At 36.0% G+C, this 20,574-nt stretch carries 24 protein-coding genes and 2 tRNA genes; 8 read left to right on the plus strand and 18 right to left on the minus strand.

Features of this window, described 5'->3' with window-relative positions; all coding sequences use genetic code 11:
- Positions 1 to 62 precede the first annotated feature (62 nt).
- The 3 genes from tig to LG329_RS03355 form a co-directional block, all read right to left on the minus strand.
- Positions 63 to 1,349, minus strand: a complete 1,287-nt coding sequence (tig, locus tag LG329_RS03345; protein WP_404453325.1) for a trigger factor — start codon at positions 1,347 to 1,349, stop codon at positions 63 to 65.
- Between the two features lie 141 nt (positions 1,350 to 1,490).
- On the minus strand, positions 1,491 to 2,468 hold the full coding sequence (locus LG329_RS03350) for a DUF3196 family protein (RefSeq protein ID WP_404453329.1): 978 nt from the start codon (positions 2,466 to 2,468) through the stop codon (positions 1,491 to 1,493).
- A gap of 295 nt (positions 2,469 to 2,763) precedes the next feature.
- On the minus strand, positions 2,764 to 3,258 hold the full coding sequence (locus LG329_RS03355) for a CotY/CotZ family spore coat protein (protein WP_404453332.1): 495 nt from the start codon (positions 3,256 to 3,258) through the stop codon (positions 2,764 to 2,766).
- 194 nt (positions 3,259 to 3,452) lie between these two features.
- Here LG329_RS03355 and LG329_RS03360 point away from each other — a divergent pair, with 194 nt between their 5' ends.
- Positions 3,453 to 3,803 (plus strand): hypothetical protein, encoded by a 351-nt coding sequence (locus LG329_RS03360; RefSeq protein ID WP_404453335.1) that lies wholly within the window; start codon positions 3,453 to 3,455, stop codon positions 3,801 to 3,803.
- Between the two features lie 14 nt (positions 3,804 to 3,817).
- Positions 3,818 to 4,186, plus strand: a complete 369-nt coding sequence (locus LG329_RS03365) for a hypothetical protein (RefSeq protein ID WP_404453337.1) — start codon at positions 3,818 to 3,820, stop codon at positions 4,184 to 4,186.
- A 390-nt stretch (positions 4,187 to 4,576) separates the two neighbouring features.
- On the opposite strand, the gene LG329_RS03370 is transcribed toward LG329_RS03365, so the two are convergent.
- From LG329_RS03370 to LG329_RS03380, 3 genes are all read right to left on the minus strand, one after another.
- Positions 4,577 to 4,705: a hypothetical protein gene (locus LG329_RS03370; RefSeq protein ID WP_404453339.1), complete on the minus strand. Its 129-nt coding sequence runs from the start codon at positions 4,703 to 4,705 to the stop codon at positions 4,577 to 4,579.
- 63 nt (positions 4,706 to 4,768) lie between these two features.
- On the minus strand, positions 4,769 to 5,176 hold the full coding sequence (locus LG329_RS03375; RefSeq protein ID WP_404453342.1) for a Mov34/MPN/PAD-1 family protein: 408 nt from the start codon (positions 5,174 to 5,176) through the stop codon (positions 4,769 to 4,771).
- Between the two features lies 1 nt (position 5,177).
- Entirely contained in the window at positions 5,178 to 6,095 is a 918-nt protein-coding gene (locus LG329_RS03380) for a hypothetical protein (protein ID WP_404453345.1), read from the minus strand.
- Between the two features lie 175 nt (positions 6,096 to 6,270).
- On the opposite strand from LG329_RS03380, the gene LG329_RS03385 reads away from it, so the two are divergent.
- From LG329_RS03385 to LG329_RS03405, 5 genes are all read left to right on the plus strand, one after another.
- Positions 6,271 to 6,927, plus strand: coding sequence for a hypothetical protein (locus LG329_RS03385; protein WP_404453348.1), 657 nt, complete (start codon positions 6,271 to 6,273; stop codon positions 6,925 to 6,927).
- A 64-nt stretch (positions 6,928 to 6,991) separates the two neighbouring features.
- Positions 6,992 to 7,585 carry a hypothetical protein gene (locus LG329_RS03390; protein WP_404453350.1) on the plus strand — a complete coding sequence of 198 codons (594 nt, stop codon included), beginning with the start codon at positions 6,992 to 6,994 and terminating at the stop codon, positions 7,583 to 7,585.
- A complete protein-coding gene (locus LG329_RS03395; RefSeq protein ID WP_404453353.1) occupies positions 7,563 to 7,889 on the plus strand; it encodes a hypothetical protein in 327 nt (108 codons plus the stop codon). The genes LG329_RS03390 and LG329_RS03395 overlap by 23 nt, the downstream gene beginning before the upstream one ends.
- Before the next feature lie 360 nt (positions 7,890 to 8,249).
- Complete coding sequence (locus LG329_RS03400; RefSeq protein WP_404450976.1) at positions 8,250 to 9,365, plus strand: IS110 family transposase; 1,116 nt, start codon at positions 8,250 to 8,252, stop codon at positions 9,363 to 9,365.
- Positions 9,366 to 10,217: 852 nt separating this feature from the next.
- On the plus strand, positions 10,218 to 11,177 hold the full coding sequence (locus LG329_RS03405; protein WP_404453356.1) for a hypothetical protein: 960 nt from the start codon (positions 10,218 to 10,220) through the stop codon (positions 11,175 to 11,177).
- A 93-nt stretch (positions 11,178 to 11,270) separates the two neighbouring features.
- Here LG329_RS03405 and LG329_RS03410 read toward each other — a convergent pair whose 3' ends face one another.
- The 9 genes from LG329_RS03410 to LG329_RS03450 all read right to left on the minus strand — a co-directional run bounded on the left by LG329_RS03410 (position 11,271) and on the right by LG329_RS03450 (position 16,964).
- The gene (locus tag LG329_RS03410) at positions 11,271 to 11,873 is read right to left on the minus strand and encodes an alpha/beta hydrolase (RefSeq protein ID WP_404453358.1); all 603 of its coding nucleotides are present in this window, start codon (positions 11,871 to 11,873) and stop codon (positions 11,271 to 11,273) included.
- Between the two features lie 232 nt (positions 11,874 to 12,105).
- Positions 12,106 to 12,179 (minus strand) — tRNA-Arg (locus tag LG329_RS03415).
- Positions 12,180 to 12,196: 17 nt separating this feature from the next.
- Positions 12,197 to 12,270: transfer RNA gene (locus tag LG329_RS03420), tRNA-Gly, on the minus strand.
- A gap of 126 nt (positions 12,271 to 12,396) precedes the next feature.
- The gene (locus tag LG329_RS03425) at positions 12,397 to 12,909 is read right to left on the minus strand and encodes a metallophosphoesterase (protein WP_404453361.1); all 513 of its coding nucleotides are present in this window, start codon (positions 12,907 to 12,909) and stop codon (positions 12,397 to 12,399) included.
- 20 nt (positions 12,910 to 12,929) lie between these two features.
- On the minus strand, positions 12,930 to 13,523 hold the full coding sequence (locus LG329_RS03430) for an XTP/dITP diphosphatase (RefSeq protein ID WP_404453364.1): 594 nt from the start codon (positions 13,521 to 13,523) through the stop codon (positions 12,930 to 12,932).
- A complete protein-coding gene (gene rph, locus LG329_RS03435; protein ID WP_404453367.1) occupies positions 13,524 to 14,294 on the minus strand; it encodes a ribonuclease PH in 771 nt (256 codons plus the stop codon).
- Between the two features lie 173 nt (positions 14,295 to 14,467).
- Entirely contained in the window at positions 14,468 to 15,544 is a 1,077-nt protein-coding gene (locus tag LG329_RS03440; RefSeq protein WP_404453370.1) for a GerMN domain-containing protein, read from the minus strand.
- Positions 15,545 to 15,672: 128 nt separating this feature from the next.
- Positions 15,673 to 16,488 carry a glutamate racemase gene (gene racE / locus LG329_RS03445; RefSeq protein WP_404453374.1) on the minus strand — a complete coding sequence of 272 codons (816 nt, stop codon included), beginning with the start codon at positions 16,486 to 16,488 and terminating at the stop codon, positions 15,673 to 15,675.
- A gap of 23 nt (positions 16,489 to 16,511) precedes the next feature.
- On the minus strand, positions 16,512 to 16,964 hold the full coding sequence (locus LG329_RS03450; protein WP_404453377.1) for a MarR family winged helix-turn-helix transcriptional regulator: 453 nt from the start codon (positions 16,962 to 16,964) through the stop codon (positions 16,512 to 16,514).
- A gap of 238 nt (positions 16,965 to 17,202) precedes the next feature.
- On the opposite strand from LG329_RS03450, the gene LG329_RS03455 reads away from it, so the two are divergent.
- Entirely contained in the window at positions 17,203 to 17,427 is a 225-nt protein-coding gene (locus tag LG329_RS03455) for a response regulator transcription factor (protein ID WP_089531918.1), read from the plus strand.
- Between the two features lie 41 nt (positions 17,428 to 17,468).
- On the opposite strand, the gene LG329_RS03460 is transcribed toward LG329_RS03455, so the two are convergent.
- The 3 genes from LG329_RS03460 to sdhA all read right to left on the minus strand — a co-directional run bounded on the left by LG329_RS03460 (position 17,469) and on the right by sdhA (position 20,544).
- Positions 17,469 to 17,912 (minus strand): acyl-CoA thioesterase, encoded by a 444-nt coding sequence (locus LG329_RS03460; RefSeq protein WP_404453382.1) that lies wholly within the window; start codon positions 17,910 to 17,912, stop codon positions 17,469 to 17,471.
- Positions 17,913 to 18,011: 99 nt separating this feature from the next.
- Complete coding sequence (gene sdhB / locus LG329_RS03465) at positions 18,012 to 18,776, minus strand: succinate dehydrogenase iron-sulfur subunit (RefSeq protein WP_404453384.1); 765 nt, start codon at positions 18,774 to 18,776, stop codon at positions 18,012 to 18,014.
- A gap of 16 nt (positions 18,777 to 18,792) precedes the next feature.
- Positions 18,793 to 20,544: a succinate dehydrogenase flavoprotein subunit gene (gene sdhA, locus LG329_RS03470; protein ID WP_404453387.1), complete on the minus strand. Its 1,752-nt coding sequence runs from the start codon at positions 20,542 to 20,544 to the stop codon at positions 18,793 to 18,795.
- Between the last annotated feature and the right edge of the window lie 30 nt (positions 20,545 to 20,574).

Consider the following 20,574-nt stretch of genomic DNA (forward strand, 5'->3'; position numbering starts at 1 on the left):
GAATTTATCGTGCCTTGTTAGTATTTGCCTCATTCTGTTTTAAATAAACATATTAAAGTTAATTAAACAGTTTTGCTTTCTTCAACTAAGAAATCAATTGCACTTTTAAATTTCAAATCTTCTTTAATAGCGTCTGTATTACCACCAAGCATTTGCTTTAACTGCTCAACATCTGTTTGGTACATAGAAGACATATTTTCAAGTTCTTTATCTACAGCTTCATCAGATACTTCTAAGTTTTCTTCGTTGTAGATTGCTTCTAACGTTAAATTCGTTTTAACGCGTTTTTCTGCATCATTTTTCATTTGTTCTTTTAATGCTTTCTCATCTTGACCCGAGAATTGGAAATACATTTCCATTGTCATGCCTTGCATTTGTAAGCGTTGTTCAAATTCTTTAAGCATACGATCAAGTTCAGTAGTTACCATTGCTTCTGGAACATCTACTTCCGTATTGTCTGAAGCTTTTTCAATTAGTGTTTCACGCTTTTGGTTTTCGGCATCTTTTTTCTTTTGATCTTCTAATTCTGCTTTTTTCTTCGTTTTCAACTCTTCAAGTGTTTCAATTTCTTCATCTAAGTCTTTTGCGAATTCATCATCAAGCTCAGGTAACTCTTTTGATTTAATTTCATGTAGCTTAACCTTGAATGTAGCTTCCTTACCAGCTAAATCTTCTGCATGATACTCTTCAGGGAAAGTGATGTCAATTTCTGACTCTTCTCCTGCTTCTTTTCCAACTAATTTTTCCTCAAAACCAGGAATAAATTGTCCAGATCCGATTTCAAGTGAATGGTTTTCACCTTTTCCGCCATCAAAAGCTTCGCCATCTAAGAACCCTTCAAAGTCCATTACAACTGTGTCGCCTTGCTCAACAGTACCTTCTTCTTTAACGATTAGTTCTGCATGTTGTTCACGTTGAGTTTCAATTGCCTGATCGACATCTTCGTCTGTTACTTCTACCGATTGTTCTTCAACTTCTAAACCTTTGTACTCGCCAAGTTTAACTTCTGGTTTAACTGTCACTTTAGCAGTAAACACAAGATCTTTACCTTGTTCAATTTCTTCAATGTCTACTTCTGGTTGTTCAACTGGTTCAATTCCTGTTTCTTCAACAGCATTTGTATATGCTGATGGTAAAACAATATCAACTGCATCTTGGTAAAGTGATTCTACACCAAAACGGTTTTCAAAGATTTTGCGCGGTACTCTTCCTTTACGAAATCCTGGAATTTGAACGCTCTTTACCACTTTTTTAAACGCTTTATCTAGTGCTTTGTCAAACTCTTCAGAGCTAACCTCGATTGTTAGTACCCCTTCGTTTCCTTCTTGTTTTTCCCATTTTGCTGACATATAATTCCCTCCAAAATCTATTGATTACATTTATTTTTCACAGTTCTCTAGTATTTGATATCTAAATAGAATTACCAAATTTACAACCATATCATTATAACATAATTACCATGTCTTTCAACCATTTGTAGCTTCTACCTATTACTCTTCAATAATGCTTAAATATAGTGTTTCGCACAATTTAATTTCTTCCTGATACCGCAAAACTTCTGAATCAGGCGTATCATCCTCTAAATGATGAATATCTAAGTACGTTTCACCTATGCCTGTGAGAGCTTCAGCTATTTGCTCAACATGTTCACTTGAAGGTATGATTGGATACCTAACGTAAATATAACGATATAAAAGTGTTTCCATTAATTGGTACAACGTTGGGTTTTTCAATTCAATTTTATTGATTAATAATAAAATTTGTTTGTAGATACCCAATGAATGTATATCGGAGACCCCACTCGGAGTAACTTCAACTTGCATGTCTAACTTATGTATACGAATGTTTTCATTATAATCACTATCTTGTAGCCACATAAAAATAGCCGTTTTTGTTACTGGATGCACAAGGCTTTCTGTTAAAAGTTTTTCTGTTACTTTAATTGAAGGTAGTGCATTTATTTTACGCAAATTTTCAACAGTTCTCCATTGCTTTAGATGATTCTGTTCTTTCACGGCTTCTAACAATTCATTTATGTATTCCGTATTTTTTTCATCTCTAATCTCAACATTCATTTTTTTACTCATATTATATAATTGTTGAAATTGTTCTTTCATTGCTTGAGGAACAGTCGCTGCATCCAATTCATATTCAACTTGCTCCATTAACCTTTTATACTGATTCGTCTGAAATAAAATGGTTAAATAAATATGTACATAGTGGTAATAGTTTTCATTCTTATTCTCTAATAACTTTTCACTTAATAGTTGTGCATCTTCATATCTATCTAACTCCATTAGGCAGATTAGTTTACCAATCACTATTTCATGATTGTCTACTTGATAATCAAGTAATTGATCCAGTTTATGTAGAGCTTCCTCATACCTTTTTTCTTTCAATGCAAGTAAACTATCTTCTTCTAATGTCTTTTTCCATTTTGGAAACAGAATGACATTTTCATTTTCCACTAAAAATTCACCTCCTCATCCTTATTCTAATACAAAACATATATTAAATATACATTCCCGAATACTTAGAAAATAAACGTTGGGATTTAGATCGAAAAAGGAACCTGTCTCGTATTGCACAGGTTCCTCTTTCAGTCTTGAATAACAATTTAACTTAGAATAATAAAAACTGAATATGGGTTCTTTATAATATAACAATGGCATGACCATTATTCAATCAAAAGATTATACTCATTACTGTTGCTTTATATAATTACAGAGCCTTTCAGAAGTTACTTCATTAATGGGTTTAATTCTACGTATGCTTTTTAACAAAGTCAGGAGATATACATTTAACTGCCGAGTAGCAACTTAAATCAACCAGAACGCATTCTTTCGTTCTTGTCACAAAATCAACATCGCAAATTTTTGCAGTTTCCACACAATTCGTGTCTGAGTCAATAATAGATATATTTGGCTTTAACAGTTGTAATACAGCACAATTCTTTTCACAATCTACCTTTATTACTCTAAAGAAAACTGTAACGAAGCAATCATTCGTTCCAATATTCCCCCAGGTGAAATATGGATGACCATAAGGAGTTTGTAAAATGAAAGGAATTGTGTCTTTAAAAGCCGACTCATTCAAGTTTTGTAACGAACAAGAGTTGCTACATCTCCTTTTATCTTCCCTCTGTTGATCCAAAATATCGGATAAAACTTTACAAATACAGCTTTTGCAGTCACATCCCTTTTTCTCATGATTGTTAGAATGTTTATCCTCGTTTTTCTCGCCTTTTTCATATAACAAGTGTGTTCACTCCTCTCACCCGAAATGCCTCTTATCCATAACATATTAATATAAAGTGTTATTTGTGTTGGATAACTATCCTAATTTCCCAAAATGAGGCATGAGCGGATTTCTAAAGAAAAGGCTTACACCGGGTGCATTAACTACATAGTATATAAAAACTTGAATGTGGGGTGAAGTAATGTGCCAGCAATGTGGTCGCGAAAATTGCAGTTGTGTTGGCCCACCTGGAAAGAGAGGCAAAAAAGGACCTGAGGGACCTTCAGGACCTCCCGGGCGAAGAGGGCCAGCAGGTCCTCGGGGACCAAAGGGAGACACAGGTGAACAAGGCCCTCCCGGGCAACAAGGACCAACAGGACCTAAGGGACCAAAAGGGGACACAGGTAAACAAGGCCCTCCCGGGCAACAAGGGGCAACAGGACCTAAGGGGCCGAAAGGAGACAAGGGTAAACATGGACCTCCAGGCAAGCATGGACCAGCAGGACCACCCGGCCCCCCAGGACCGCCAGCTCCTCCTAAACCTCTATGCTGCCGTTTTATATTAGAACATTCTTGTCAATTGGCGCCACCTGCCAAAGTTGATAGTACAGTTGTAACCAAAACACTATCTGCCGAAATAGTAAAAATATGTGACGAAGTAGTTGTTATTTCTGGCTTTTTAAGAAAGCAGATCGAGTACCAGGCGCTAGTTGAAGGAGAGATAATCCCGAATCATGTAATTATTGATAACATACCATTCACCTGCCTGATTGATAGGGAAGACATAAAGGCTAGCGACCGTTTCATAATTAGTTCCTTGGACATTATTTGTGAAGTTTCGGGAACTGAGGGAAGTTTTTCTTCTGATAAAAATACTGAAGATAAAGTAGCGTTACAGCATGTTGAAAAAGTAGTTATTAAAGTTTGTATAGATAAAGATGAGGATTAAAATAACACTCCTAATTTTCCTTAGGAGTGTTATTTATACAGAACATGAAGTGGGATGCAAGAAATGCTATGAAAATAACAGCCAATAATACATACATTTTCATTCGTAAACTTTACTACTAAATCGTTTGCAATACATCAACTTCTGGGAAAAGTTATTATGTATCTTCCCTCTAGTCTGTAATCCCTTCCAATGTATTTAAAATCAGTTTACAAATTTTATTAAGTAAACCAATCACTAAATTAGTGATTGGTTTACTTGTTACATCTAGGTTTAAATGCCCGAAAATATAAAGATAGGTTAAGTGCAATAATATATAGTTCACGCAAACCAGATACTCCCCATTTGCGAGATGAGTGAATTTTATTCCTTTCTAAGTGTGAAAAAGATCTATTTTCCACCACAACCGCAATCACCTTTTTTAACTACTTTTTTCCCTCCAGTGGAAGAAGAAGAGTTTATAACGGTAGGTTTATTGGATGTTGTAGTAGGTTTAACATTTATCCTTTGTACTTTCAAATTTATCATCTCCTTTACTATGATATAGTATAATCCAATAAACGATTAAAGGTAGGGCTAATACTATGTTTCTATGAGAAAAGGGCATTCTTCATAAGTTGATTTCATTATGTGATAGCATTTTATTTTAGGTTCAGATTTAAAGGAGACAATCATCATTATTATTTCATAATCAGGGTGACTAAAAATATCATAACGAGAAGGTATCGGTGCAGTAGTTGGGTGTGAATGATAAGCGACTATAACACTCTCTTCCAGTTCCTTAATTTTCTGTAGAGTCTTTTCCATTACCTTCTTTTTAACAAAGAAGCGTCTTTCGGATTGTAATTCGTTTTCTAATCTCCAAAAAGAACTCACTTTATTGTTAGTACCGGATAAAAGACCACACGCTTCATGAGGAAGATGTGATTGTGCATGCTCAACCACACCTTTCAAAACAAAATGAGGAATTATTACTTCGTTAATACCCATACTAATCTTTCTTTCGGAAAAAGTTAAAGAATGATAAAATATCAGTCTTTTCATTTTCTTTATTTTCATTAGGAATATCAACAGCATCTTTTTTCTTCTCGTTTGAAGCTTCCATATCCACTTTATTAGAAGAACTAGTTAATGTTTGATCTTTATTAGATTGGATATTATTTGGCACTGCAGAATTAGCGGAGTCTTTGTTTGCTTTCGGAACCGCTTGATTCATTGCCTTTTTATTTATATTATTTGTCGATTTTGCATTAATATTTTTGTTGAGGTTATTAGTTAATTGTTCAGGATTAATACCATTTGATGGAAAACTTTTCTTACTGTTTTGCTGCTGTTCCTTTTGGCCGTTTTTTTGAATACTATTATCTGTGGTTGTTACATCATTTGAAGTTTCATGGACAATCTCTGAATTATTTATAAATTTTTGTAGTTGTTTGTATGATGGTGTAGGGTTTAGGTTTTGAACAGGAGAAATTGATTTTTGGTCAGTTTGTCTGATCTTACTTTCGGCATTTTCATTCGCCATGGATAAGGAGTCTTGTAAATCAATCATAATATTTATTCTTTCTATAAGTTCATTAATATCACTATTGCTTAACCTATTCATTAAGGCTGAAACATCTTGATTCAACTCCTCGACAGTTTGGTTAAGAGAATCAATTTGAGCTGAAATTTTATTAACTTGTTGCTCATACTCCTCTATTTGCATATTTTGTTTTTCTTCCATTATTTCCATTACCCCTTCTAAATTTGTGACTTGCTTTTTAAAATCATAAAATTCGTTCTTCATGAGTAAATAATCGTCTACTGAATTTCCCGTTTTCAATGTGCTTAAGGTTTCTTTATATATATTAATTTTCTGTTTCAACTTTTCAATTTCCTGAGCGGAGTATAACTTAGAATCACCCATCATTCTTCACCCTTTTGTAATACATTTATTATACTATTAATGATAATTTCAATAAGTGACAAATGTGCAATTTAATAAATTTCCCTCTAATTCCGCTCGTTAACTATACTCTTATTTTTTTTAATCATATGCTACGAATGTAAGAAAAAATATATTAATTTGGAGGTGTTTTATAATGAAAGCAACCGATTTTACTGGTGGTCAAGAGCTTCTATGTATAAACACAGAGAAGGTTTATGATTGGATTATTAACGATGCGGATTTTAATGTTGCTCTAGCTGATGTTACTGTTACTGTTCCCGCGGGGACTGTCTGTGAAGATATTGCAACAGTTACTTGTGATGTTACTGGTGCAACAGCAACAGAAATAGGTGAGCGAACAGATTTACCTTTTATTATTGACGGTGCAGAAGTAACACTTCAGCAAGTTACAATAAGCAAAACTTTTGATGTAACCATAACTGTAACACTTCTTGACGGTACTCCTGTAACGTCAGAAGTACAAACTTTCACAAGACTTGAACAGGTTACTCTATGTGCACCTGAGGGTACTGCTATCGAAGTTGAGTACACAACTAATTCTTGTTTTGTCACTAGCTTCAACTGTGTTGTTCCTGCCGATGGTTCAATTTCTCTAACAGGCCTTAGCGTATCACTAATTTTGTGTCAAAGCATTCAATCAACATTTCCTGTAACATTAGAACTTGTAGCTGAATTCTGTCAGCCTAGAGACTTACTACCTGTTGGTCCTTGCCCTGCTCCAACAATCCCACCACAATGCCCAGTACTTTTCCCGAGTAATGGCGATGATGACAACGGGAATGTCGGATAAGCAGTTAGCATAGGATAAAGAGAGGAGTCCTCCTCTCTTTATTATATGCAAGGAGTGATAATGGGTGAAAAAAAACAGTTTTCATGAATACAGACAGAAGGTCAATTATCTGAACGAAAAAACTATCACCTATATAGCTGAAATTAAAGAAAACTTAAATCATTATGAAAAGAGCCAGGATTTCAATGTTCTCTGTTATTTTACATATTCTTTAAACCTCTCCGATGATAAAAAAGTAGATAACCTAAGTATTGGATCATTTCATATTCTTAACATAGGGAACCAACCATTAACCAATCCTTACATTTGTATTAAACTTTCTCCAAAGGATCTTTTTACTTTTTCCGGAAAATACTTATATAATAAACCAAACCAATTAATGAATTCACCCGATGCATGGGAACGCATTAACGATCGGGATGAAAAAGAAGAATATTGGCTAAAGCCTGTTGGTATAAAAACAATTGAGCCTTCTCAAAAAATATCATTTTCAAACTTTCAAGTGAAATGGCCCCCTCAAAAATCCTATTTTGGTAGCATTACGGGATTTGTATATTGTGATGAATTTAAAGATGGGAAAGCTGCCATTAATCAATTTAGTGTGAGTGGAACTATTCGTGAACGGGGTGAAATGAATGATGAAGAACGAAAATCATGAACGTGAATTGCTCCTGAAACAATTAATTCGACACAGTATCAATGATCAGATTGAAGCATTAAAAAGTAACAAAAAAGAAAGTAATAGCAGTTTTGTATTCCTTGATAGTTCAACTTTAAACATGTTGATCTTATATTTGCTAATGAATTCGGATGGTGAAAAAAGTCAGGTCAATAAACCGGAAGCAGCAAACAGTAATGATGATCCGGTTACAGATGAGTCTATGGGGGAGTTAGATGAATTGATTAGTAATCGTACACAAGAATTTGAAGAGGTTCTTGCACTATTAAAAGAAAAACTTTAGTTATTGATTCAGATGGAGCTGCCTTAAGCAGTTCTTTTTTATTGGCTCTTTTCGTACGCTTTGTTGCTTTTCATCTTCATAGTTGATATAAAATACGACGTAACTTCTAACTATATTAGGTCTGTATTACTGATAATGGAAACAAGTTACTTAGGCAGCCGCAGCCCGTATACACTTCGCTTTCCCGCGAGCGGCTGGTGAGCCTCCTTGTGCTGACGCACTGCGTAGTCTCACCGATGCCTGTCCTCCCGCAGGAGTTATCATGAACGAAACTAGCCCCTTGTCGTAATAACGTAGGTTAATTTGGGTATAGAGTAGTACAAACCAAATCAGAGCTATAATACGAAAGGAGCTAGTAATATGAATAATACCACAAAATACGTCGGTTTAGACGTATCAAAAGAAAAGATTGCAGTAGCGGTTGCAGATGAGGGACGTTCTAAACCGAGATATGTTGGTATGATTGACTATACGGTAGAAGCAATTAGAAAGATAATGAAAAAACTAGGAGAGCCGAAACAGCTTCAAGTTTGTTATGAAGCCGGACCAACTGGATACGGACTCTATCGACTTCTTAACAGTATGGATATTGAATGTGAAGTAATTGCACCATCGTTAATACCAAAGAAACCTGGCGAACGTGTAAAGACTGATAAACGTGATGCCATTAATCTCGCAAAACTTTATCGTGCTGGGGAATTAACACCTATCTATGTACCAACAGAAGATGATGAGGCACTACGTGATTTGGTTCGAGCACGCGAGGATGTAAAGGAAGATGAATTAAGAGCTAAACATAGACTAACAAAATTTCTTCTAAGAAATGAAATCAAACCGCCTAAAGGAACCAAAAAATGGACAGTGAAATATTGGGATTGGCTGGATAAAATGACATTTGAACGGTCTGCATCCCGGGTGGCATTCCAAGAATATTTGCAGCAACTAAAAGAATTTCAGCAACGATTAAAAGTATTGGAAGAGGAAATTGAAGACCAAGCCAAAGAAGGTGTCCACGCACCAATGATCCAAACCCTTATGACATTACGAGGAGTAGCAATTATTACAGCAACTAGTTTGGTTGCGGAAATTGGATCATTCAAGCGATTTCAGACACCAAAACAATTTATGGCATACACTGGACTGGTACCAAGTGAAAGTTCCAGCGGTGAATTACGTAGATTAGGTAGCATAACCAAAACAGGGAATCAACATGTTCGAAGATTGTTGATAGAGGCCGCGTGGGGCTATAGATATAAACCCGCAGTCAAAGGAAAGCTGAAGAAACGACAAAAGGGACAGCCGTCGAATATCTTAGGAATTTCATGGAAGGCTCAAAACCGCTTGCACAAAAAATATTTTTGTCTATTAGGACGTGGAAAAGAGAGTGGGAAAGCAATTACGGCAGTAGCAAGAGAACTGGCAGGATTCATTTGGGCAATTTCCCACGAATCTAATTGTGAAGCTAAAACAAATTAAACTCCAATAAGCTAAAAAAGGATGAACATTCATTTGAAAAGGGAATGAGTATAGGGCTCGGAGGCAAAGGTGAAAACCGTAAGGGAGAACGCACGACGTAGACTTGTGCTAGCCATAAATTGGTGAACGCACGGCAGGAGTTCGTGTAAGATCCTTAGACGGAGAGATAAAATGTGAGAACCCACGGATATCAGTATGCTCATCGGAGTAGAGACTTTTGCCTTCGTGCCGTGTATTTATCTCCTTTATAAAATAAGAAAGGGGTAAATCATTATTCTTGGCTTATTATTAGCAAGCTAAAAGAAAGGAATTATTGTAGCAAATGGCAGCTTATAGAATATAACTCAAAAAAGGAGCCTAAAAAAGACTCTTAAATTAAGGTTGTCCAAAAAACTATATTTAAATAAGTGTGTGGGGTGACTTGACAGTTTCGTTCATATCAGTCTACGTGTATACGGACTGCTGGTATAATTTTTGCCAATAACAGCATTCATTAGTTGTAAGATATGACCCAGTCCAGGTGAGTGGAGGGCGGTGACTCCTGCGGGAACAGCACGTGTCCGAAGACCCCGCAGAGTGATTTTCTCGAGGAGGCTAAGGCCGTGCCCGCGGAAAGCATCCGCCCGGAGCGATCCTGGACGGCAGCAATAGCACGTGTCTTTGGAAATAAACCAGCAGTTATGTCGCAGTTTATATCTATTCTCTTATAAATCAACAACCTTTGGGAAAACAGCCTTTTTATTAAAGCAAGTTAGATATTGAATATCCAGAATTAACCTTTCATTGTTCCTGACATATAAATAAATATAATTCAGCCTATGTTTTAGGAACACCGTGATGGGAGGCATTATCTTGAAAAGTCGAAACATCAAAAACAATGATCCTATTCAGCTTCAACAAAAGATTATCTATTTTAAGGCAGAACTAGCTAAATATAAAGATAAAGTTAATAAATATCAGAACATCTATCTGATAGAAAATCTTGAAGAACAAAACTTTCAACTAATGAACGAAAAAGAGGAACTATCGCACCAGTTGAATAACATGAATAAAGAAATTAAAAAACAGACTAGCGAATACAAAGAACGTGTACATTTGCATGAAATACAGAGGAAAACATATGTTACTTCAATTGATAACCTGCAGAAGACGCAAGCTGATTTACAACAGATGAATAAGCACTTAACCGAAGTAATTAAAGTATTGAAAGACGAAATCGATTCCGTAAAATATAACTGCCAGAAACAGTTTTCTATCCTTCATAAGCAGAATCAAAAAAATATACCGAACATAGACCAAATTGAAAATATGCTTACTGGTTTCTTTCAAGAATCATATAAACAAGTAAACTCTAAAATTGAGGACCTTGATAAATCCATTAACCAAAATACCCGTTCTAATATAGAAAGCCAGCATTTAATGAAAGAAATCGAACATAAAAATAAAACGATAGAAAAGCTCCAAGATGACATTTTGAATATGAAAAAGCAAAATGAAAAGTACAAAAACGATATTACACTATTAGAAGAAGGCTTGAGCCAAAAAAATGATATCCAAACAAATATAGACTCATCCCCTTCAACAGGTACATCTAGTATAGATTCTGAAACACTTTTTCAATTAGACCATCAGATTAAAGAGTTAGTGGGGCAATCGTTGGACTATGAGGAAAAACTGGATTCCAAGTTGATTGTTATTAATGCTTTGGAAGATAAATTAGATCAGCTTACTGCGGAGATTAATGACATTAATAATACAAAGAAAGCAGCTCTTCTATCGAATGATGAGCAGCAAATATCCTCAGAAGAATAACAAAAAGTCATTAAGACCAGGAACATATAAATTAAAACTAAAACAAACGTCAAACATACTCTTTTGAAGGTTTGACGTTTTACATTTTTCTACTTAAAGATTTATATACCATTTTCCAGCTGCTTCTACTTCACCATACGATAATTGGTGTCCCCTGTTTTCCCAATGAAGTTCAACATTAGCGCCTGAATTATCCAGTGTAGAAAATAGCTCTTCAGATTCCTTTGCTGGACAAATTGGATCGTTAGTACCAGCTGCGATAAATACATTTTTACCTGATAGATTTGGTAAATCAATTCCTCTTCTTGGAACCATCGGGTGATGTAGAATTGCTCCTATTAAAGCATCCTGGAAATGGAAGAGTAAGCTGGCTGCAATATTTGCACCATTTGAATAACCAATCGCAAAGATATTATTTCGATTAAATTCATATTTCTCGGCCGCTTCGTCAAGAAACTCATTTAATTCTTTCGTGCGGAAAATTAAATCATCTTCATCAAATACACCTTCAGCCAATCTGCGGAAGAATCGTGGCATCCCGTTTTCAAGAACATTTCCTCTTACACTTAATATGTTTGCGTCTGAGTCAATTTTTTCTGCTAGAGGTAAAAGGTCTTGTTCTGTACCCCCAGTTCCGTGAAGTAACAGTAATGTTGGTTTTGATGGATCGTTTCCTTGTTGAAAAATATGTTTCATAACTAATTCCCCTTTCCAAGTTAAACCTCAATAGATGTATTTCTTTATTATTTGTATATAGATCACTTAATTTATTTTGAATTAAATTATCTCTATTTCGAGATAATAATATAACATTGTAGGATAAATGTCAATCTATTGATTTATTACAACCCCAGGCCAAGCTTTAGTTATCAGAATTAAAAAAACGTCAACCCCTTAATTTATAAAGGATTGACGTTTTACATTTTGATGTCCCAGGCAGGATTCGAACCTGCGACCCACAGCTTAGAAGGCTGTTGCTCTATCCAACTGAGCTACTGGGACAAAATCATTAATATATATGGAGCGGGTGAAGGGAATCGAACCCTCATCATCAGCTTGGAAGGCTGAGGTTTTACCACTAAACTACACCCGCAAAGAATAAGACTTTAATTTAACGGACAAGAACAATTATATGCACTAATACATTTTTTGTCAATACTTTACTGTGAAAAAGTATCATAGGTAAGCTTATTAATCACCGATTAACAAGCTTACGAAACTATGACAATGAGGTATGATAGGTTAGCTCCTCAACAACTTCGCCATCTAATGTATAAAAGGAAATAGATATTTTATCAAGCTCGTCCCACTCCATTATGGCATATGTTTTTACTTGTATCCTTCTAGGTAATCGAATACTTCCGGGATTGATAAAAAGCTGATTCCCCACTTTTTCAGCCCCAGCAACATGTGTATGGCCAAATCCAATAACCCGTGCATTCAATTCCTCTGCACGATAGGACAATGTTGTTAATTCCGATTTCACTCGATGTAAATGGCCGTGTGTAACAAAGAAGTTTAGATCTCCAATTTCAATGGTTTGTTCATTTGGTAATCGATTATCATAATCACAATTTCCTCTAACTTTCACAAACCCATCTAATTGTTCCGCATCAAGTTCTAATTCTGAATCACCACAATGGATCATATGGTCAACATTTACTTGATTTTTTATTTGTGTAAGTTCATTTGTTAGTCCGTGACTATCACTTACGAATAACACCTTTGTCACGATTATTCACCTCTCAGATTCTACAAGGTTTTTATCCAATCATCCAATTGCATGATTGCGTTTTTTCGATGACTGATTTTACTTTTTTCAACAGGGGTTAACTCTGCCATTGTTTTTTCAGCGTTTCGTGGAATGAAAATAGGATCATAACCAAATCCATGTTCACCCTTTGGTTCTGTTGCTATCGATCCTTCACAGGTACCCCTGTGTAAAATTGTTTTTTCTTCCGGAGTTGCTACCGCAAGAACACAAACAAATCGCGCTGTCCGTTTTTCTAAAGGTACCCCACTAAGCTTAGTTAGAGCCATATCCATATTTGCCTGGTCATCTTTTGTTTCTCCAGCATATCTTGCTGAATATATTCCTGGTTCGCCATTTAAAGCATCAATCTCAAGTCCCGAATCGTCAGCAAGAACTGGTACATGCAATAGTGCCGAAATTTGTTCTGCTTTAAGTGCTGCATTTTCTTCAAATGTTGTTCCAGTTTCTTCAATATCGGGAATTTCTTCGGATAGATCCAATAATGATAACGCCTTAATTCCATATGCTGCAAAGAAATCAATAAACTCTTTTGCTTTGCCTTTGTTTTTAGTAGCTATGATTATCTCTTTCATTTACTTTTTACCTGATGAGTGTACAGTCTTTGTTTCGCCAACTCTGTCGGCAAGTTCGCCTAGTACATTTTTTTGTTCCTCTATAATTTCCTGAAGCCCTTTTGTTGCAAGTTTCAACATGTTTTGTAGCTGATCATACGAAAATGTAGCTTCTTCTCCGGTTCCTTGAATCTCTACAAATTCCATTGCACCTGTCATTACAATGTTCATATCGACCTGTGCTTGCGAATCCTCTTCATAATTCAAATCAAGGATTTCACTTCCATTATTTAAAACTCCTACAGATGTTGCTGCTAGAAAATCTGTTACTGGCATTTTGCTAATTGATTTTGCTTCTAGCAACTTACCAAATGCAAGCACAACTGCGACGAAAGCACCTGTAATTGATGCGGTACGAGTACCTCCATCAGCCTGGATAACATCACAATCGACCCAAACAGTTCGTTCACCTATTTTATCTAAATCAACAACAGAACGTAAAGCGCGTCCAATCAATCGTTGAATTTCCATTGTCCTGCCACTTACTTTTCCTTTCGATGACTCCCGAATATTTCGTCTATCCGTGGCTCTAGGTAACATTGAATATTCAGCTGTTATCCATCCTTTTCCTTGTCCACGTAGAAATGGAGGCACCTTATCCTCTATACTTGCATTACAAATCACTTTCGTATCCCCAACATGAATCAATACAGATCCCTCAGGGTGTTTAATAAAATCCACAGTCATATTTATATCGCGTAGACTATCTAATTCCCTATTATCATTTCTCAAAAAAACCGCCTCCTCAATTCCAAAATCAATCGTAACATATTTTTTACAAAGAAACATGCATATACTATCCTCCAAATCCCAAAAATTATTCTAGACCCTATTCTCATTACAAGCAAAAAAAGGCTGCCAAACAGCCTTTTTTTGCTTGCATAAATCTCTACATCTTTACTTAATTATAACTTTTCAGCAGGCATAATCATTTTCTTTGTAACTGGTTCCGTATATTCTTTTCCGCTTTCATTGAATATCTGTTCTACCTGCATAACATTAACATCTACAGCTTTAACTTCATCACTCTCTGTTAATGTTCTAACTAAAGTTTCTACAACATTATTGGCGATTGTGGCCTTATCTTTATCCATTAAGATATCACTATTGAATACTAGCTTAAGCACACCATCATTTAATTGTGGTTCTTCCATTAATGAAACTGATGGGTTAAATACTGTCATAACGTTTGCATTGTATTGTGGCCCTTCTATCAAGGCACTTACAATTGATTCATATTCATTTGATTCGTTCATCTCAATATACTGCGTTACTGGAACAAAATAGTTTGTATCTTTGTGTTCGGTTGGATAATACAGTGTAACTGGCTCGCTCTCTAAATAATCTATTGTATCCGTTTGAATCATGTTTATACCGTTAGCTCTTGAATAACCCTCAGATACCGGCGTACCATTTACCGGCATTGAATTTACAGGATATCCGTTAATCCAAAGCTTAACCTTATCCACACTTTCAAATTGAGTTAAGGTATATGTCATTGCTTGTAATACTTCCAGCTCCTCTTCTGCTTTATATTCCTTAAAGTTGTTGGAAACATCTACAATCATGGTACCGTTCTCTTGTAAATCTAATCCGAGAATTTCAGTACCTGCTGGTAATACTGCCTGAAACCCATTTGGTAAAAGCTGTGTTATAGGACCACCTTTAACTAAATATTCTAGTGCTTGTGTAGCAACCTCTTTTGTTGCTGGTAGTTCAACTGTATGAGGGACTACCATCCCATTTGAATCAAGCAAAAATAACTGTGTTTCAACTGTTTCTTTTGTAACCTCTCCTTCTGTACCCTCTTTTTTTGCATCCTCTTTTGTTACTTCAGAGTCTGCATTTTCTGTACTATTTACTTCTGTAGCATCCTGCGGTGGATCCACTTTATCCAATGATTGCTCCCCTTGAAAACACCCAGTTAATATTACGGAAATACTCATTATACCTGTCAATACTAATATACCGCGCACTCGCATGTTATTCCCTCCTACGATGGTTTGTACTACTATATATACGAGTCCATCGTAAAATTAGACCAAACCTGTACAAATATTTATATAAAATAATTTGAAATAAAAAAAAGACCCTGTGTATACAGAATCTATTAATTAATGGTGGCACGCTCAATAACGACTGTTTGTGCCTTGTTTTCTGGGCCCTGGAAAATGCGTTGTGTAATCTTTTTAAATGTAGCTAGTTCACCAGTAGTATAGAATTGATGGTATGGAATCCGATCACCTTTATACAGTATTTCATGATATTCTAAAATTGTACTTGTCTCACGCGCAGTTTCTTCACTTGATGAGATGATAGAAACATGTTTGCCAATAACCTGTTGGATGGTATCTTTTATTAATGGATAATGTGTACACCCAAGTATCAATGTATCGATATGATTATTTCTTTTCATTGGATCCAATGTTTCAGAAACAATCTGGAATGTAGTATCTCCCTGCAGAATACCTTTTTCTACCATCGGCACAAATAACGGACAAGCTAATGCATTTATATGAATCCCAGAATGTATGTTTAATAACGCCTCTGGATATGCTTTACTTCGAATCGTTCCATCCGTACCAATAACACCAATATGCTTATTTTGTGTAGCGTTTATAGCTGCACGCGCACCTGGATTTATAACACCAATTACAGGAATGTTTAATTGCTCCTGTAATTCGGTTAATGTGAATGCAGTAGCTGTATTACATGCTACTACTAACATTTTAATCTTCTTGTCCAGCAAAAAATCCACCATTTCCCATGTGAATTTTTTCACTTCTTTTTCAGATCTAGGTCCATATGGGCATCTTAATGTATCCCCAACATAAAGTAGATTTTCTTTAGGTAATTGTCGCATTAATTCATGTGCAACGGTTAGACCACCTACACCTGAATCAATGACACCGATTGCTTGATCCAACGATAATCGCCTCTTCTAAGTTGTTATTTTTCATTAACACATTTCATTTGTTCATGCAAAAATGATAATAATTTATTTAAGGTTTCCGTTTCTTCGTCCGAAAAGTTTGTTAACACTTCTCCCAGGTATTCTTGTCTTTTCTTAATCACTTCATGAATGATTGTATTTCCTTTTTCTAATACATGTATTCGCACAACTCGCCGATCGTTCAGATCACGTACTCGTTCAACTAATTCATTCTTCTCCATGCGATCAACTAAATCAGTTGTAGTACTAAATGCAAGACCATTCTTATTTGATAACTCACCAATAGTTAAATCGCCTTCTTCTAACAGCCATTGTAAGGCTATAAACTGTGGTGAAGTAATAGGGTAATTAGTTAAAATTTTTCGTCCATTTTGTTTAATTGCTCCAGCTATATAACGAAGTCTTTTTTCAGCATCAGCAATTGCTGTCGTTGTTACGCTATTTTCCAAGTGCGTTACCTCCAATAATAGTTCGTCAATCTACCTATATTTTAACATAATATAAATACATATACTTATATTATACCGCCTGAGTTTATTGTGTACATAAATTTTGAAAAAATAGTGCAACCATTTATCCAATATGGATTAAATTGTGTGCACTGATTATATTAGGATTCATAAGCTATATTGACTAAATAATTTCCCTTCGTTATACAGCTTTATGTCAGCAAGGAGGGGTTAACATTTGAAGGACAACGACTACAAACCAAAGCAATTATTAACAAAAAGGGAAAAAGAAGTCTTCGAGTTACTCGTACAAGACAAAACAACTAAGGAAATTGCCCAAGAATTGTTTATATCTGAAAAAACTGTCCGAAATCACATATCAAATGCTATGCAAAAGTTAGGAGTCAAAGGGCGATCGCAAGCTGTGCTAGAGCTTATTCGTATGGGCGAATTAAAGCTCTAAAAAAAACCGACTATCTATTTATGGTAGTCGGTTTTTGTTCATTAGACATGTATTATATTTTCTTTCATTTGATCGCTTAGCGGGACTGGTTTCCCTGTTTTCGGATTAACATAAACCAATCTTCCACGACCTGTTAGGCACAGTTTATCATCCTGATTAATCCCCATGTAATGAACATCAATAGAAGTATTACCTATGTGATTTACTTTGACATAAAGCTCTAACTTATCATTAAAAAACATCTGATGATGATAATCACATTGTAAGTCAGCAGCTACCGGGATTCCATTCTCGCCGTTTGGATTATCGAATAAACCTACCGACTTTAAAAATTCAATCCGAGCTTCTTCAAAATATATAAATGGTGAAACATTATTTACATGACCAAACATATCCGTTTCGGAAAACCGAATATTTATTGGTACAGAAAAAGAGAAAGATTCTCTCCATTCAATCATATCTTCTATATATGGTATTGATTTCATCTACTACATCTCCTTGTGTGGCTTTGCTTTTCCTAAAGAATATAAATAACCCCACCACAACGTTGGGTGGGGTCACTTCATATTCGTTCATCAGTGTGATTAATATGCGTTGTCACTACCAAAGAAGTTTTTAAATGCTTGAATATTTGTTGCTCTATTCATTGCAGCAATGGATGTTGTTAATGGAATACCTTTCGGACATACTTCCACACAGTTTTGTGCGTTACCACATCCGGTAACTCCACCATCCTGCATAAGTCCTTCTAAACGATCACTCGCATTCATATCTCCAGTTGGATGTGCATTAAACAAGCGTGCTTGAGAAAGAGCTGCTGGTCCGATGAAATCTGACTTATCATTAACATTTGGACATGCTTCTAAACATACACCACAAGTCATACATTTCGAGAGTTCATATGCCCATTGACGTTTTTTCTCTGGCATACGTGGTCCAGGTCCCAAGTCATATGTACCATCAATTGGCACCCAGGCTTTAATTTGTTTCAAAGCATCAAACATTTGCTCACGATCAATAATTAAATCACGAACAACTGGAAATGTTGACATTGGTTCAAGATGAATTGGTTGTTCTAACTGATCAACCAAAGCAGCACACGATTGTCTTGCTGTTCCATTAATCACCATAGAACAAGCGCCACAAACTTCTTCCAAACAGTTCATATCCCAATATACAGGTGCTGTTTCTTCCCCATCTGCATTTATAGGATTTTGTCGTATTTCCATTAACCCAGAAATAACATTCATATTTTTTTTATAAGGAACATTGAATGTTTCCTTATAAGGAGCAGAATCCGGGCTGTCTTGTCTAGTTATGATAAATTTAACTGTTTTTTCTTCAGCCATTTTTAACTTTCTCCCCTCAGTGTTTTTTAGAATAATCCCTTAATCTCGGTTTAATTAAAGATGTATCTACTTCTTCGTATGTTAATACTGGAGCGTTTTTATCTTTATCAAATGTTGCAATGGTAGTCTTCAACCAATCCTCGTCATTACGATCAGGATAATCCGGTTTATAGTGTGCTCCACGACTCTCATTACGATTGTATGCTCCTTGTGTAATGACTCGTGCCAAATGAAGCATATTCTTCAGTTGACGCGTAAACATTACACCTTGGTTACTCCAGCGTGAGGTATCATTAATACTGATTTTTTCCCAACGTTCCTGAAGTTCTTTAAGTTTTTCATCCGTTTTTAGAAGTTTATCATTATGACGGACTACAGTAACATTATCTGTCATCCATTCTCCAAGCTCTTTATGAATCCGGTAAGCATTTTCTTCCCCATCCATTTTCATTAGCTCGTCAAACTTTCTTTGTTCCTCTTTTTGACTATTTTCAAATAGTTCAGGTGACATATCTTCAACATGTGTTTCAAGTTCTTCCGTGTATTTGATTGCGTTAGGTCCTGCAACAGATCCGCCATAAATAGCCGATAGCAATGAGTTTGCACCCAAACGGTTTCCACCATGTTGTGAATAATCACATTCTCCGCAAGCGAATATACCAGGAATACTTGTCATCTGATCGAAGTCCACCCAAAGTCCGCCCATTGAATAGTGAACAGCAGGGAAAATTTTCATTGGAACTTTACGTGGATCTTCACCAACGAATTTTTCATAGATTTCAATGATTCCACCAAGTTTAACATCCAATTCCTTTGGATCCTTATGTGATAAATCAAGGTAGACCATATTTTCACCGTTAATACCAAGCTTTTGGTTAACACATACATCAAAAATCTCACGGGTCGCAATATCACGCGTAACAAGGTTTCCGTAAGCAGGATATTTTTCTTCTAGGAAATACCAAGGTTCTCCATCTTTATACGTCCAGACACGACCACCCTCACCACGTGCAGATTCACTCATTAAACGCAGCTTGTCATCACCGGGAATTGCTGTTGGATGAATTTGAATAAATTCACCGTTAGCGTATTTTGCACCCTGTTGATACAAAATACTTGCGGCAGAACCAGTATTAATAATTGAGTTAGTTGACTTACCGAAAATAATCCCAGGGCCACCTGTAGACATGATAGTAGCATCAGATGGGAAAGATTTAATCTCATGTGATTTGATATCTTGGGCCACAATTCCTTTTCCTACACCCTCATCATCAAGGATTGCTCCAAGGAATTCCCAGCCTTCAAATTTCGTAACTAAACCTTCCACTTCATAACGTCGAACCTGCTCGTCTAATGCATATAATAATTGTTGTCCTGTAGTTGCCCCAGCGTAAGCCGTACGATGAACAGATGTTCCGCCAAAGCGTCTAAAATCAAGCAGACCTTCTGGTGTACGATTAAACATTACTCCCATGCGGTCCAGCATATTTATAATACTAGGTGCTGCTTCACACATCTCTTTAACTGGTGGCTGATTTGCCAAGAAATCTCCACCATAAACTGTATCATCAAAATGATGCCAAGGTGAGTCTCCTTCACCTTTTGTGTTTACAGCACCATTAATACCACCTTGGGCACATACAGAGTGAGAGCGTTTAACAGGGACAATAGAAAATAGATCTACGTTTACACCCGCCTCAGCTGCTTTAATTGTTGCCATCAGCCCGGCAAGTCCACCGCCTACCACGATGACTTTTTTATTACTCATTATATATACTCACTCCCTCTATTGGTAAAA

It is taken from the genome of Virgibacillus necropolis (assembly GCF_044793635.1).
Lineage (GTDB): Bacteria > Bacillota > Bacilli > Bacillales > Amphibacillaceae > Virgibacillus_F > Virgibacillus_F necropolis_A.

What these genes read in the sequence shown, in the direction of transcription:
- sdhB (WP_404453384.1), bottom strand. Translation starts at nt 18,776, where the DNA reads ATGGCTGAAGAAAAAACAGTTAAATTTATCATAACTAGACAAGACAGC.
- tig (WP_404453325.1), bottom strand. Translation starts at nt 1,349, where the DNA reads ATGTCAGCAAAATGGGAAAAACAAGAAGGAAACGAAGGGGTACTAACA.
- LG329_RS03375 (WP_404453342.1), bottom strand. Translation starts at nt 5,176, where the DNA reads ATGGGTATTAACGAAGTAATAATTCCTCATTTTGTTTTGAAAGGTGTG.
- LG329_RS03440 (WP_404453370.1), bottom strand. Translation starts at nt 15,544, where the DNA reads ATGCGAGTGCGCGGTATATTAGTATTGACAGGTATAATGAGTATTTCC.
- sdhA (WP_404453387.1), bottom strand. Translation starts at nt 20,544, where the DNA reads ATGAGTAATAAAAAAGTCATCGTGGTAGGCGGTGGACTTGCCGGGCTG.
- LG329_RS03460 (WP_404453382.1), bottom strand. Translation starts at nt 17,912, where the DNA reads ATGAAATCAATACCATATATAGAAGATATGATTGAATGGAGAGAATCT.
- LG329_RS03410 (WP_404453358.1), bottom strand. Translation starts at nt 11,873, where the DNA reads ATGAAACATATTTTTCAACAAGGAAACGATCCATCAAAACCAACATTA.
- LG329_RS03430 (WP_404453364.1), bottom strand. Translation starts at nt 13,523, where the DNA reads ATGAAAGAGATAATCATAGCTACTAAAAACAAAGGCAAAGCAAAAGAG.
- LG329_RS03385 (WP_404453348.1), top strand. Translation starts at nt 6,271, where the DNA reads ATGAAAGCAACCGATTTTACTGGTGGTCAAGAGCTTCTATGTATAAAC.
- LG329_RS03395 (WP_404453353.1), top strand. Translation starts at nt 7,563, where the DNA reads ATGATGAAGAACGAAAATCATGAACGTGAATTGCTCCTGAAACAATTA.
- LG329_RS03400 (WP_404450976.1), top strand. Translation starts at nt 8,250, where the DNA reads ATGAATAATACCACAAAATACGTCGGTTTAGACGTATCAAAAGAAAAG.
- LG329_RS03380 (WP_404453345.1), bottom strand. Translation starts at nt 6,095, where the DNA reads ATGGGTGATTCTAAGTTATACTCCGCTCAGGAAATTGAAAAGTTGAAA.